The organism is Escherichia sp. E4930 (assembly GCF_005845405.1).
GTDB lineage: Bacteria > Pseudomonadota > Gammaproteobacteria > Enterobacterales > Enterobacteriaceae > Escherichia.
In genome coordinates this window covers 1-14,659 of sequence record NZ_VCDZ01000042.1, presented here as the reverse complement: position 1 = coordinate 14,659, position 14,659 = coordinate 1, and the positions used below count along the sequence as shown (strand labels likewise).

Below are 14,659 nucleotides of genomic sequence, written 5' to 3'. Positions count from 1 at the left end.
GATTATCAGACCAACAACACGAGTGGGACCGTGGTCCCAGACTAATAATCAGACCGGCAATACGAGTGGGACCGTGGTCCCAGACCGATAATCAGACCGACGATACGAGTGGGACCGTGGTCCCAGACCGATAATCAGACCGACAACACGAGTGGAACCGTGGTCCCAGACTAATAATCAGACCGACGATACAAGTGGAACAGTGGTCCCAGAGAGAATATTCAGGCCAGTTATGTTTTCTGGCCTGTAACAAAGGACATTAAGTAAAGACAGATAAACGTAGACTAAAACGTGGTCGCATCAGGGTGCTGGCTTTTCAAGTTCCTTAAGAATGGCCTCAATTTTCTCTATACACTCAGTTGGAACACGAGACCTGTCCAGTTTAAGCACCATTTTATCGCCCTTATACAATACTGTCGCTCCAGGAGCAAACTGATGTCGTGAGCTTAAACTAGTTCTTGATGCAGATGACGTTTTAAGCACAGAAGTTAAAAGAGTGATAACTTCTTCAGCTTCAAATATCACCCCAGCTTTTTTCTGCTCATGAAGGTTAGATGCCTGCTGCTTAAGTAATTCCTCTTTATCTGTAAAGGCTTTTTGAAGTGCATCACCTGACCGGGCAGATAGTTCACCGGGGTTAGAGAAAAGAGCAACAACTGATTTAGGCAATTTGGCTGTGTTGATACAGCGGGTAATAATCTTACGTGAAATGTTTTCCGCATCAGCCAGCGCAGAAATATTTCCAGCAAATTCATTCTGCAATCGGCTTGCATAACGCTGACCACGTTCATAAGCACTTGTTGGGCGATAATCGTTACCCAATCTGGATAATGCAGCCATCTGCTCATCATCCAGCTCGCCAACCAGAACACGATAATCACTTTCGGTAAGTGCAGCAGCTTTACGACGGCGACTCCCATCGGCAATTTCTATGACACCAGATACTCTTCGACCGAACGCCGGTGTCTGCTGACCAGTCAGTAGAAAAGAAGGGATGAGATCATCCAGTGCGTCCTCAGTAAGCAGCTCCTGGTCACGTTCATTACCTGACCATACCCGAGAGGTCTTCTCAACACTATCACCCCGGAGCACTTCAAGAGTAAACTTCACATCCCGACCACATACAGGCAAAGTAATGGCATTACCGCGAGCCATTGCTCCTACGCGCGCAATTAACGAATCCACCATCGGGGCAGCTGGCGTCGATGACGAAGTATCTTCAACCGGTTGAGGATTGAGCGTATGTTTTGGAATAACAGGCGCACGCTTCATTATCTAATCTCCCAGCGTGGTTTAATCAGACGATCGAAAATTTCATTGCAGACAGGTTCCCAAATAGAAAGAGCATTTCTCCAGGCACCAGTTGAAGAGCGTTGATCAATGGCCTGTTCAAAAACAGTTCTCATCCGGATCTGACCTTTACCAACTTCATCCGTTTCACGTACAACATTTTTTAGAACCATGCTTCCCCAGGCATCCCGAATTTGCTCCTCCATCCACGGGGACTGAGAGCCATTACTATTGCTGTATTTGGTAAGCAAAATACGTACATCAGGCTCGAACCCTTTAAGATCAACGTTCTTGAGCAGATCACGAAGCATATCGAAAAACTGCAGTGCGGAGGTGTAGTCAAACAACTCAGCAGGCGTGGGGACAATCAGCACATCAGCAGCACATACGACATTAATCGTGCCGATACCCAGGTTAGGCGCGCTGTCAATAACTATGACATCATAGTCATGAGCAACAGTTTCAATGGCCAGTCGGAGCATCAGGTGTGGATCGGTGGGCAGTTTACCTTCATCAAATTTGCCCATTAACTCAGTTTCAATACGGTGCAGAGCCAGACAGGAAGGAATAATGTCAAGCCCCGGCCAGCAAGTGGGCTTTATTGCATAAGTGACATCGTCCTTTTCCCCAAGATAGAAAGGCAGGAGAGTGTCTTCTGCATGAATATGAAGATCTGGTACCCATCCGTGATACATTGAGGCTGTTCCCTGGGGGTCGTTACCTTCCACGAGCAAAACACGTAGCCCCTTCAGAGCCAGATCCTGAGCAAGATGAACAGAAACTGAGGTTTTGTAAACGCCACCTTTATGGGCAGCAACCCCGATCACCGGTGGAAATACGTCTTCAGCACGTCGCAATCGCGTACCAAACACATCACGCATATGATTAATTTGTTCAATTGTATAACCAACACGTTGCTCAACCCGTCCTCGAATTTCCATATCCGGGTGCGGTAGTCGCCCTGCTTTCTCGGCATCTCTGATAGCCTGAGAAGAAACCCCAACTAAATCCGCTGCTTCACCTATTCTCCAGCGCCGGGTTATTTTCCTCGCTTCCGGGCTGTCATCATTAAACTGTGCAATGGCGATAGCCTTCGTCATTTCATGACCAGCGTTTATGCACTGGTTAAGTGTTTCCATGAGTTTCATTCTGAACATCCTTTAATCATTGCTTTGCGTTTTTTTATTAAATCTTGCAATTTACTGCAAAGCAACAACAAAATCGCAAAGTCATCAAAAAACCGCAAAGTTGTTTAAAATGAGAGCAACACTATAAAAGGAGATAAGAAGAGCACATACTTCAGTCACTTATTATCACTAGCGCTCGCCGCAGCCGTGTAACCGAGCATAGCGAGCGAACTGGCGAGGAAGCGAAGAAGAACTGTTCTGTCAGATAGCTCTTACGCTCAGCGCAAGAAGAAATATCCACCGTGGGAAAAACTCCAAGTAGAGGTACACACGCGGATAGCCAATTCAGAGTAATAAACTGTGATAATCAACCCTCATCAATGATGACGAACTAAACCTCGATCTCAGGTCACATGACGAAGGGAAAGAGAAGGAAATCAACTGTGACAAACTGCCCTCAAATTTGGCTTCCTTAGCAATCACAGTTCAAAAAGTATGAGAAAGTCCATGCAGGCTGAAGGAAACAGCAAAACTGTGACAAATTCCCCTCAGTTGGTCAGAACAAATGTGACGAACCACCCTCAAATCTGTGACAGATAACCCTCAGACTATCCAGTCGTCATGGAAGTGATATCACGGAAGGAAAATACGATATGAGTCGTCTGGCGGCCTTTCTTTTTCTCAATGTATGAGAGGCGCATTGGAGTTCTGCTGTTGATCTCATTAACACAGACCTGCAGGAAGCGGCGGCGGAAGTCCGGCATACGCTGGTAACTTTGAGGCAGCTGGTAACGCTCTATGATCCAGTCGATTTTCAGAGAGACGATGCCTGAGCCATCCGCCTTACGGTACTGACACAGGGATTCGTATAAACGCATGGCATACGGATTGGTAATTTCTTTTGTTTCACTAAGCCGAAACTGCGTAAACCGGTTCTGTAACCCGATAAAGAAGGGAATGAGATATGGGTTGATATGCACACTGTAAAGCCCTCTGGATGGACTGTGCGCACGTTTGATAAACCAGGGAAAGGATTCATAGCCTTTTTCATCGGCGGCATCCTCTTCAGGGCGATAAAAAACCACTTCCTTACCCGCAAAACTCTTCAATGCCTGCCGTATATCCTTACTGGCTTCCGCAGAGGTCAGTCCGAATATTTCAGCATATTTAGCAACATGGATCTCGCAGATACCGTCATGTTCCTGTAGGGTGCCGTCAGATTTTCTGATCTGGTCAACGAACAGATACAGCATACGTTTTTGATCCCGGGAGAGACTATATGCCGCCTCAGTCAGGTCGTTTGACTGGACAATTCGCGGGCTATTTTTACGTTTCTTGTGATTTATAACCGCTGTTTCCACCATGACAGATCCATGTGAAGTGTGACAAGTTTTTAGATTGTCACACTAAATAAAAAAGAGTCAATAAGCAGGGATAACTTTGTGAAAAAACAGCTTCTTCTGAGGGCAATTTGTCACAGGGTTAAGGGCAATTTGTCACAGACAGGACTGTCATTTGAGGGTGATTTGTCACACTGAAAGGGCAATTTGTCACAACACCTTCTCTAGAACCAGCATGGATAAAGGCCTACAAGGTGCTCTAAAAAAGAAGATCTAAAAACTATAAAAAAATAATTATAAAAATATCCCCGTGGATAAGTGGATAACCCCGGGGGAAGTTTTTTCAGGCATTGGGTGTAAGCAGAATATATAAGTGCTGTTCCCTGGTGCTTCCTCGCTCACTCGAGGGCTTCGCCCTGTCGCTCGACTGCGGCGAGCACTACTGGCTGTAAAAGGGCAGACCAAACATCATGGTTCTGTGTTCATTAGGTTGTTCTGTCCATTGCTGACATAATCCGCTCCACTTCAACGTGACATCGCACGAAGATTTCTATTGTTCCTGAAGGCATATTCAAATCGTTTTCGTTACCGCTTGCAGGCATCGTGACAGAACACTACTTCCTATAAACGCTACACAGGCTCCTGAGATTAATAATGCGGATCTCTACGATGTCAGCGCCAGTGATATAAGACGGTAATGGGGATGCGGACGATTTCCTGGACTCTCAGGAGATAAAACATGTTTACTGAAGAAGAAAAAATCCGCGCCATTGAGCTTTATTTCAAATATGGTAAGAAGCTGGCTCCCGTTGTACGCGAACTGGGCTACCCTTCGAAAAGAAATCTGCGTCGTTGGATCCGCTCATGGGAAGCAGTTGGTGGCGCAAAAGAATCCATTCGTCATAAGCACCGTTATTCCGATGAGCAAATACAGGTTGCCGTTGAACATTATCTTAACCACGGCTGCTGCCTGGCGTTTACCAGCAGAGCTCTGGGTTATCCCTGCACTGATGTGCTCGCTCGCTGGGTTAATGAACTTTATCCCGACAGACGACGTATTTTTACCAGTAAGGCCAACCCGGTTGCACCCTTTGAATCAGAAGTCAAACGTCAGGCTGTCATGGCACTCTGTACACGACAAGTATCAGCCAGTGAAATCGCCAGACGTATTAGGGTCAGTCGTGCGGTATTGTATAAATGGAAAGATGAAATTATCGGCAACAGTGCTTACCAGACTATGCGTAAACATAACGAACCTTCCCTGGAGGCAGAACACGATGCGTTGCGGGAGGAAGTCGCCCGACTGAATCAGGAAATACGCCGCCGGCAGATGGAGCTGGATATTCTGAAAAAGGCGGAGGAAATCATAAAAAAAGACCCGGGCATCAGTATCAGTCACCTGAACAACAGAGAAAAAACAAAGATCGCTGATGCCCTGAGACAAACATATCCCCTGACAGAATTACTGCATGTTCTGGGCCTTGCCCGTAGCAGTTATTTTTATCACCGGGCTGCACTGAAAGCCGGTGATAAATACGCCACGATACGTACGATGCTGACAGATATCTTTAACAGTAATTACCAGTGTTATGGCTATCGTCGCCTGCATGCGATGCTCAGGCATGAGGGGGGTCGGCTATCAGAAAAGGTTGTACGCAGACTTATGGTGGAGGAACAGCTTGTCGTCAGCCGTAACCGTCGTCGCCGCTACAGCTCATATTGCGGAGAAATCGGACCGGCTCCGGATAACCTTATCGCCAGAGATTTTAAGGCGGAGCAACCTAATCAGAAATGGCTGACAGATATCACGGAGTTCCACCTCCCTGCAGGTAAAGTCTGACTGTCACCGGTGGTGGACTGCTTCGATGGAAAAGTTGTGAGCTGGTCTCTCAGTACACGCCCCGATGCTGAACTGGTCAACACTATGCTGGATAGCGCTGTCGAAACGTTAAATGCTGGCGAACGACCGGTGATACACAGTGACAGAGGTGGGCATTATCGCTGGCCAGGCTGGCTGGAAAGAGTGAATGCAGCAGGTCTTATTCGCTCAATGTCCCGTAAAGGATGTTCACCTGATAATGCCGCATGCGAAGGCTTTTTCGGCAGACTGAAAACGGAAATGTATTATGGGCGTAAATGGTCGGGCATCACGCCAGAAAAGTTCATGCAGCATGTAGATGCTTACATCAGATGGTATAACGAGCGGCGTATAAAATTATCGCTGAGAGCAGTCAGCCCTGAAATGTACCGCCAACAATGCGGGCTGGCATAATAAAGCAGTCCAGGAAATCGTCCGCATCCCCATAACGGTCAAACATCGTGGCGTTGACAACGATAATGAGAAATTATGGGAGATTTTCCCGACTGTCTCGTTCGCTTCTCAGTGGATAACAGCCAGCTTCTCTGTTTAACAGACAAAAAACAGCATATCCACTCAGTTCCACATTTCCATATAAAGGCCAAGGCATTTATTCTCAGGATAATTGTTTCAGCATCGCAACCGCATCAGATTCCGGCATCGCAAACTGCACCCGGTGCCGTGCAGCCACATCCAGTGCAAACACCTTCGTGTAGACCTCCGTTGAGCTGATGGACTTATGCCCCATCAGGCTCTGCAGGACCTTCAGCGGTATACCGGCATACAGCATATGCATCGCATAGGAATGGCGGAACGTATGTGGCGTGACCGGGACAGAGAACGTCACACCGTCAGCAGCAGCGGCGGCAACCGCCTCCCCAATCCAGGTCCTGACCGTTCTGTCCGTCACTTCCCAGATCCGCGCTTTCTCTGTCCTGCCTGTTCGTTTATTACGCCGTTCCATGGGGATTTTCAGTGTTGCCACCATCGTCTGCAGCTGGCTGACGTACCAGGAGTCGGAGAGCGGAACCAGCCGGTGAGTCTGCTGCCCGGCTGGCGTTCTTCCTGCCGTCCTGGCTGCTTTTTCGGTCCGTTGTTTCAGGGTCGCAAGCTGCACAAACGGATACGGGGGGGCAAGCGAAAAATTCCCCCGCGTCAGCGCCAGTGCTTCATTAATACGCGCACCGGTGTTCCACAGTGTGGCCAGCAGCATCTTGCGGCGCAGATCCGGGACGTAATGGAGCAGGGCACTCACTTCCGGAGCCAGCAGATATTTTGGCAGTTCATCATGGACCATCGACATCTGGCGAAGTGCCAGAGCTGCCGGATAATCAATGGCAACAGGAAGTTGTGCAGACTGTCCGGCAGAATACACTGCCGGTACCATGGCAGCAGACTGGCTGTGTATAACGGAGCCTGACATTTATATTCCCCAGAACATCAGGTTAATGGCGTTTTTGATGTCATTTTCCCGGTGACTGAGATCAGCCACTTCTTCCCCGATAACGGAGACCGGCACACTGGCCATATCGGTGGTCATCATGCGCCAGCTTTCATCCCCGACATGCACCACCGGGTAAAGCTCACGGGAGACTTTATCTGACAGCAGGCGGGCACTGGCCAGGGGGATCACCATCCGTCGCCCGGGCGTGTCAATAATGTCACTCTGGACATCCACAAACAGACGATAACGACTCTCTCTTTTATAGGTGTAAACCTTAAACTGCATTTCACCAGTCCCTGTTCTCATCGGCAAAAGAGCCGTTCATTTCAATAAACCGGGCGACCTCAGCCATCCCTTCCTGATTTTCTGCTTTCCAGCGTTCAGCACGCAGACGACGGGCTTCGTTCTGCATGGTTGTGCTTACCAGACCGGAGATATTGACATCATATGCTTTTAGCAACTGATAGCTGTCACTGTCGACGGTGACTGTAATGCGCTGCTTCATAATACACCTCGTGTTGCATACTTGTTGTATGTAATTAAGTATACAACATCTTTACGCATGCAACATGCATCCAGCATTGCATTATTATTACCAGGCTATCAGTATCTTTATTATCATTAACTCGAGCAATAATTATCTTATCAATAATAAGAAAGTATATAGATACAAAGTTAAATTACAGGGTGACCGTTTCGCTATGATCCGATTTTTTATGTATTTAAGATTTTCCGGAAATGAATCACGATCAGTGAATAAGCGAAATGATCTTTTCTGCCGCTGATGACTGGCTCGCGAACACGGGAATAAACACAACATACAGTGTTATGCCAGCGTGTGTGAACACAACATCCTGTGAAATCTGGCCGACGGACGGCAGCGAAGGATCCGCGGATCCGGAACTCACAGAAACCGGATCTTTCAGATGAGAAAGAGATATTAATGTTAAAAATGCATCAATTTATGAGTATTTTTGCGAAAAACTCATTAATGCTGCAAAGGCCAAAATATTTAATTTTTATTGCGCTAATGGTAAAAAACTGTACGCACCTAATCCCGCACCTCTGACATGCTGATGAACAGCATGTTCCTGCGGAACTCATGGTGAGCATTCACCTGAGAGAAATTGAACTGCCGGCAACGAATGTTGTAATATCCCCAATCTCTGTCCTTCTCCTGCATATAACCCCATGCAGCACGGACAGTACGAATATTTATACAGATGTAATAAATACAGATACTGAAGTGTTCAGCATATGATTATCGAAAAACTCCATCTGAAAAATTTCAGGCATTTCCCCGAAGTTAACATTAATTTTAACAGAGGCTTTAACTTCATCAGTGGACCTAATGGTTGTGGGAAAACATCGATCCTGGCTGCTATTGGACATACTCTCAACAGTCACACAGAATATTCACGCCATGGCGAAAACTGTGAATACTGGATTGATGTAACTGAACAGGGAAGGAAATTTCGGCCGGGAAAAAGTGCTGGCTCCATTATACCTGTTGGCTACAGAAAAGACTCTCTTTCCGGTATAAATAGTCGCCCTCCCGTAGAACAGGGGCGTAAACCAATTTATTACTACGAAGTGAAAGAAATATTAAAGCTGCCCCCCTTGATTATTGGTGCACAGAGAAAAATAACATATAAAAACATTACAGGAATGACCAGGGAAACAGATGCAACAGGCAGTAGAAAACATTATTGTGACAACTCCCTCCATTATCTTTACAACTCAGTTGAAAGAAATATTAAACAATGGATGATTAACCGATATTTTGTTATCGATAAGGACTGGGCTGTTGAGGAAAAAGAAAACTGGGCACATCTCATCAGAACACTTCCTGAAATAGCCCCATTCAACAGTAATTTTAAATACATCAGAACCGGGCGGGATCTTGAGCCTGTTTTTTCGATATATGAAAAAGAATGCTACCTTGAAGAACTTTCTTCTGGTTTTCAGGCCATTTTATACATAATAATAAGCATATTCGAGTGGATAGAGTCCTGCATGCCGGAAGGTGAAAGGTGTGTAAAAAATGCTGAAGGCACTGTACTTATTGATGAGCTGGATAACCATCTGCATCCGGAATGGCAACTGACCATTCGCAACGGTATCTCAGCCTTGTTTCCTCAATTGCAGTTTATTGTAACGACGCATTCTCCACACCTTCTGGCCTCTGCGAATAAAAATGAAATCATTCTGCTTCCGCCGTCTTATGAAAAAGAGAAATATAATATCTATCCACTGGATAAGACATATTCAGGGTGGTCTACGGATTTAATCCTGACGGGATTAATGGGGGTTCTCAGCCTCGACAGCAAGGAGTATGAAAAACTTGTTAAAACCTGTTACAAAAATATTGAAGAAAATGATATTGATGAACTGAAGCGTAATTATTCACGACTTGAATCTATCAGTCATCCGGATGACAGTATCCTGATTGTACTTAAAACCCGGATTGCAGGTATGGAGGCTATCAGATGATAAAACTGAATCGCTTACCATCGCCAGTGGTTCTCAGGGATAACTGTACCGCCTGGACAAAGAATTTAATGGCACTGGTTGATAAATACGGCGGGTATAACAAAATTCCTGCCAAAGAAAAAGAATCTGCCCTCCGGTTCTACCGGCACGAAGATATCAAGCAAACGCTAAAAGCAAGCACACATGGAAAATGTGCTTTTTGCGAGGGTATACCTGATGAAACAGGTTACGCTGAGGTGGAGCATTTTTATCCAAAATCGTTGTACACAGAAAAAACATTTGAATGGGAAAATCTGCTCTACGCCTGCAAAGCATGTAATAATCAAAAACTCAATCATGATACATATCATTTACCTATTGTTAATCCGTATGATAACGATCCTGATGAATACTTCACTTATAATGATATCATGATCAGACCTAAAAAAGGGGCTTACCAGGAAATTGCAGAAAGAACAATTAAAGTCTGCGGATTAAGCTCACCCAGACTTATTACTGCCAGGAGTGATATTCTTGTCAGCTTTCGTATTTTCGAACAAGAACTCTCCACTGCTTTAAGCAAATTCCATGATGCCAGAACAGAGAAAAGTAAAGAAGACAGAGCCAGAAAGATCAGTGAAGCATTAGATACCATTGAAAGCATGGCTAAACCTGATGCAAAACTCTCACATTTTTATCGTTTTTTGTTGAACAGTTCAGCAGTTTACCACCAAGCGAAAGATGAACTGAATAATTATCTCTGTGAGGTGTTGTAAGAAACATACCACAGAGATAAAAAATATTAACAACTTCTGTCTCCAGGGATGAAAAAACAGGATAAAAATTGGAACAGGACAAATAAATGATGACTGATAATATTCGTGCAGTAATGCACGAGTGTTATCAACAGATACCCCTCAATATTAAAAAAGGAAAAACCATATAGCCTGTCAGGCTTGCTGTCAGCACTAAATAGTGTCAGTTAGTCGACGTTAACTTTATTTATTACTTGAGTGTAACTTTATTATATAATATTTTTAATATTAACTACTGCTCGCGTTATACATGTGACACTCTCGAATGCACTTACGTTAGTTAAAAGTAAAAGGGTTAAACTACATGGATTCGATTAATCACATTCCCTTTGGTCTCAGAAAAGAAGACCAGATGTATGTAGATGTTGCTGATGTTCCAAAAGGAAGGAGCTGTGGTTGCCTTTGCCCTTCATGTCATATCCCTCTTATCGCCCGTCAGGGTAAAGTAAATCGTTGGCATTTCGCACATGCCAGCAGAAAGGTCAGGGATATAGAGCAAAGTTGCCAGTATTCGTTTTTTGTTTCTGTTCGGGCAATGGCTAAACAAATTATTGAACCCGGGTTCCAGCTTTCCACGCCGGGTTACACGGACGAGGTATCCGAACGACGTTATGGCATCAGATTCTCTGAATCATTTTGCGTCACTACCTCTGGTACTATTACGTTGGACAACGTACAGAAAGAATGCCTGTTTGAAGAGACTATTGTGGACATCTGCGCTGAAATTAACGGCTATCCACTTGTGATTTATTTTTCTCATCCGGAACGCAGAGTCCCTGTTTCACTTAAAGTACCGGACAATAAGCAATGTGGTGTCCTTGAGATAGATTTATCCAGGACGAGAGAATTGTTTCTGTCTAAAAATGCGACGTCTGACCGGTTCGATTATGTACTCAAAACGTTTATTGAAGGGGATAATCACTCAAAAAAATGGATCTTCCACCCCAGGAAACATTCCACTATGTGCCGAGCCAGAACCAGGCTCGAAAAGCGGATCACAAACTGGAGGCCACCGCAAGAACGAACAAAAATCAGAAAAAATCCTTATGTCCGTTTTGAACCTGGCAGGGAGCATTACTACGAGTGCCTGATTTGCAAAACAAAATGGTCAGCATATGAATATGAAAAACCAGTATGTCCAGTTTGCAGGATACATTTATATTCAAGACAAATTTATTGATTACGTTGATTATCCAGACCGTACAGCTCAGTGGAAGCGTATCCAGGACAATCTGCAAAACGGTGACTATCAACTGGCCACTATTCAGCTGAACAGCCTCTGCATTCAACAGGACAACCTTCGATTGTCTCATTACACACAGTAATAACTGCCATCAACAATATGCTTATCACCCTGATAGCAGCAATGTCGCATAAGGCCTGGCTGAGTCGCCACCGGCAGCAAAAAACAGGGAATTGAACGCGCCACACGCTGGGTAAATACCAGAGCAAGCATGTCGCTCAGGAACGACATCAGAAAGCCCTGTACTCCTGCGTACAATCAGCCCCCTAAGATATGAAGCAACTGATAAGGTAAGCCTGTGCTGTAAACAAGCTTACCACTTACTTTTATATATCTTCAGCGTCGTAGTATTCAGCCTGTTCAGTATCAGATACTGCATTGATAATTTTAAAATCCTCATCAATGAAGCTCCATTTTTCATCACGCCATAACAAACTTATGTTGGCATCGACTTCAAATTCAGAACCTGAGTAGGCATGGTCTGGCAACTGATCCCCTTGATAGAGGAAAGAGACCTTCAAGTTTAAAATTCCTTTATTTTCATCATAATGCGTTTCTGTCACAGTCAGGTCTTCCACCGTGAAGCCAGCTGCATTTGTGGAGGCGATCTCGCCTGAAAGTTCGTTCTCTACTGCCATTTCAAACGCAGCATAAGGACCATCAGTATAAGTATCGTAGTAGTTATGGATTACATCCGCGAAATCAGAATCACCAAATGCAGCCATCAGCAAACGAGATTCCAGCGGTGCGTATTTTGCTACCCTGGTAAGTTCATGATAGTTTGAAAAATTTGACTGCTTGGCGATGATCTCTAACGCCTGACTATGCGTGAGTACAGAACTGGCACGCGCCATCTTTTTAGCTTTAGTGCTGATGATTTTGAGACAAGAATAACGTGACATGGCCGTTCTCCAAATTTTAGACGCTTTTGGAAACCGATAGCCTGCTAACCGGACTCCGCGCGTCACAAATGTGGGCGAGCCAAGTATTGTATGGGTAGAACTTAAAACTGATGGGCTATTGCTTTGCGAGACAGGCGCCAGGTGACCATCACCACCTCTCGCTATGATGGCAAAATCGTCTTGTTAAGTCAAACCAGACAATATTTTGCAGAATGCAGAATGCAGAATGCAGAATGCAGAAAGAGAAAAGCCACCCATAGGGTGGCTTTTCCAGTACTAACTTTGGCGCTCAGGTCCGAAGAAATCTGAGCCTTGATGGAAAAATAGTATGCTAATTTGACGTATACGTCAACCGTAATAAGATGGAGCAAAATAGCGGAGCCGTGTATGAATCTGGAAGACTACATCTCAGAAGAGCGTCTAAAAATATATGAAAGCATTCTGAAGCTTAAAAAAGAAGAAACAATAGAAGCGTATAACTGGAACAAAGCCTTAAGCAGTGCCATGCATCCACTCATGCACTGCCTTGAGGTCACACTAAGGAACAGTATTGACTATAGCATACGTCATACCCCGCCTCCTGGAGCAGCTCCGGCAGGATCTCCGGCACTGTATCGGACAGACAAAAACTGGATTTTTGACCTGTTTCGTTACCTGGGCGATAAACAATTCATCAGGCAGAATAAGCGCTATAAATTCGATTCGAACGGGCAAATACAGTATCTGGCAAATGGCTTTCCGGTGTATAAAACGACAACCTGGGAAGAGAAGACTATAAGGAAGGTATCCAAGCGTATCACAGATGCTGGTAAGCAGGTAACAGCTGAGCGTGTTATATCAGGGCTCGATTTTGGCTTTTGGACAAACTTACTGACAAGCTCGTATGAAGACCCACGCACCAGAACATTATTATGGCCAAATCTTTTGACCGAGGTGTTTCCAGGTGCTCCCGCTGGCACTAAGCGGCATATACTTGAGAATAAATTCAACCAGATAAGGGAGCTACGGAACTGGCTCTCACATCACGAGGCTATCTGGAAGTTCCAATATGAAGATCCTCGTACGGGAAAACCAGATTACAACAATCCCGTGTTCGGTCTAAATGCATCGCTCATTTTGCTATCAAAAAACTATGACAACATGCTGGAGTTACTTAAATGGTTAAGCCCGGAAAGGTATGAGTCATTTTTGGATAATGGACATGATTCCCGCTTTAGAATTCTATGTACAAAAGAAGGGTTATACAGCTTTGTCCGCCCAACAAAAATATTAGACTCGTTAGATATTGGCCAGAACCGACAGTTGCTCAAGCTACTTAAAAACCTGAAAAAGAACAAAGCGTATAGACTGATGGACAGGAAAAAACTGGTAGCCATAATCGGGCAGGATTATCTACGCCGCTAACTCAAAATCAGATAGCACCCGATAAAGAGGTCGTCTAAACATCCCTCCCTGGCTCTCCCTGTCTGGCTATCAAAGTAAACAGGTGTGGCAGGGAGGCATCCCCTTCAGGCTCTGCCTGCCAGCCACACCGGTTAAACAGCTTCACCACACCAGCCACATTACCGCTCAGACGTGCTGTCAGCGGATTTATTTGTTGGCCGCTGTCGTTAAAAGGTAAGCGGCTCGTCAGAACCGTATTGATATTTACTGAGAGCTCAGATCAACTTTCCAGGGCAACAGATCGCGTACCCGGTTTGCCGGCCAGTCCTGGATATGCTCAATGACGTAACGCAGCCATTTTTCTGGTTCCACATTGTTCAGACGGCATGTGCCGATCAGCGAGTACAACACCGCCGCATGTTCGCCACCGCTGTCGGAACCCGCGAGTCGAGTCAGCCGGAGAGAATTTCACTCCCCGGCTGCTCACGGAACCGTACGTGACACTCTCGCGTCATACGGCTCTTGATCACTCATTTGATGCACGTAGTAAATACCAGTGGACAAATAGCTTCGGATACTCCTTCCTTACCAGCGTCAGCTTTCGCTGAGCCTTCCGGTTCGAAAGTCTGTATTTAGACTGCATCCACTTGAGCAGACGTGACTGCATTGCACTCCACAGTCGATAGTTGAAATTTCTGGACCAGAACTTTCCGTAGTACTCGATCCAGCCTCTCACTATCGCATTGTAGCGCCTCGCAAAATCCAGCAAACTCTCAGCTGTTGAG

The 14,659-nt window shown here is 45.3% G+C and carries 12 protein-coding genes and 3 pseudogenes; 6 read left to right on the top strand and 9 right to left on the bottom strand.

All coding sequences use genetic code 11. The features are described 5' to 3' along the window. Positions 1–300: 300 nt before the first annotated feature. From FFT88_RS24120 to repE, 3 genes are all read right to left on the bottom strand, one after another. The gene (locus tag FFT88_RS24120; protein WP_135405977.1) at positions 301–1,272 is read right to left on the bottom strand and encodes a ParB/RepB/Spo0J family plasmid partition protein; all 972 of its coding nucleotides are present in this window, start codon (positions 1,270–1,272) and stop codon (positions 301–303) included. After that, complete coding sequence (gene sopA / locus FFT88_RS24115; RefSeq protein ID WP_000772446.1) at positions 1,272–2,438, bottom strand: plasmid-partitioning protein SopA; 1,167 nt, start codon at positions 2,436–2,438, stop codon at positions 1,272–1,274. The genes FFT88_RS24120 and sopA overlap by 1 nt, the downstream gene beginning before the upstream one ends. Positions 2,439–3,025: 587 nt before the next feature. Next, positions 3,026–3,781 (bottom strand): replication initiation protein RepE, encoded by a 756-nt coding sequence (gene repE, locus FFT88_RS24110; RefSeq protein WP_135405976.1) that lies wholly within the window; start codon positions 3,779–3,781, stop codon positions 3,026–3,028. A 715-nt stretch (positions 3,782–4,496) separates the two neighbouring features. On the opposite strand from repE, the pseudogene FFT88_RS24105 reads away from it, so the two are divergent. Then, positions 4,497–6,029, top strand: a pseudogene (locus FFT88_RS24105) (IS3 family transposase). Positions 6,030–6,231: 202 nt separating this feature from the next. Here the strand turns inward: FFT88_RS24105 and FFT88_RS24100 are convergent. The 3 genes from FFT88_RS24100 to ccdA are packed head-to-tail and all read right to left on the bottom strand — an operon-like array spanning position 6,232 to position 7,564. Next, positions 6,232–7,038 (bottom strand): site-specific integrase, encoded by an 807-nt coding sequence (locus tag FFT88_RS24100; protein WP_135405975.1) that lies wholly within the window; start codon positions 7,036–7,038, stop codon positions 6,232–6,234. Further along, positions 7,039–7,344: a type II toxin-antitoxin system toxin CcdB gene (gene ccdB, locus FFT88_RS24095; protein ID WP_001159871.1), complete on the bottom strand. Its 306-nt coding sequence runs from the start codon at positions 7,342–7,344 to the stop codon at positions 7,039–7,041. It lies immediately after the preceding gene. A 1-nt stretch (position 7,345) separates the two neighbouring features. Next, on the bottom strand, positions 7,346–7,564 hold the full coding sequence (gene ccdA, locus FFT88_RS24090; RefSeq protein WP_000813634.1) for a type II toxin-antitoxin system antitoxin CcdA: 219 nt from the start codon (positions 7,562–7,564) through the stop codon (positions 7,346–7,348). A 752-nt stretch (positions 7,565–8,316) separates the two neighbouring features. Between ccdA and FFT88_RS24080 the strand changes: the two genes are divergently transcribed. From FFT88_RS24080 to FFT88_RS25755, 4 genes and pseudogenes are all read left to right on the top strand, one after another. Then, positions 8,317–9,552, top strand: coding sequence for an AAA family ATPase (locus tag FFT88_RS24080; protein WP_135405974.1), 1,236 nt, complete (start codon positions 8,317–8,319; stop codon positions 9,550–9,552). Continuing rightward, on the top strand, positions 9,549–10,307 hold the full coding sequence (locus FFT88_RS24075) for a retron system putative HNH endonuclease (RefSeq protein ID WP_000593838.1): 759 nt from the start codon (positions 9,549–9,551) through the stop codon (positions 10,305–10,307). Before FFT88_RS24080 ends, FFT88_RS24075 begins: the two co-directional genes overlap by 4 nt. A 343-nt stretch (positions 10,308–10,650) precedes the next feature. Beyond that, the gene (locus FFT88_RS24070) at positions 10,651–11,526 is read left to right on the top strand and encodes a competence protein CoiA (protein ID WP_135405973.1); all 876 of its coding nucleotides are present in this window, start codon (positions 10,651–10,653) and stop codon (positions 11,524–11,526) included. Positions 11,527–11,667: 141 nt separating this feature from the next. Next, positions 11,668–11,835 (top strand): annotated as a pseudogene (locus FFT88_RS25755) (resolvase); the annotation flags it as partial. 80 nt (positions 11,836–11,915) lie between these two features. Here FFT88_RS25755 and FFT88_RS25750 read toward each other — a convergent pair. After that, a complete protein-coding gene (locus tag FFT88_RS25750; protein WP_240731097.1) occupies positions 11,916–12,491 on the bottom strand; it encodes a hypothetical protein in 576 nt (191 codons plus the stop codon). A gap of 387 nt (positions 12,492–12,878) precedes the next feature. On the opposite strand from FFT88_RS25750, the gene FFT88_RS24060 reads away from it, so the two are divergent. Continuing rightward, positions 12,879–13,895: an Abi family protein gene (locus tag FFT88_RS24060; RefSeq protein WP_135405972.1), complete on the top strand. Its 1,017-nt coding sequence runs from the start codon at positions 12,879–12,881 to the stop codon at positions 13,893–13,895. A 243-nt stretch (positions 13,896–14,138) separates the two neighbouring features. On the opposite strand, the pseudogene FFT88_RS24055 reads toward FFT88_RS24060, so the two are convergent. Together FFT88_RS24055 and FFT88_RS24050 are read right to left on the bottom strand one after the other, a co-directional pair. After that, a pseudogene (locus tag FFT88_RS24055) lies at positions 14,139–14,318 on the bottom strand (IS66 family transposase); the annotation flags it as partial. Positions 14,319–14,400: 82 nt separating this feature from the next. Beyond that, positions 14,401–14,659: group II intron maturase-specific domain-containing protein (locus FFT88_RS24050; protein WP_025760656.1), on the bottom strand; the 259-nt coding region annotated here is incomplete at its 5' end.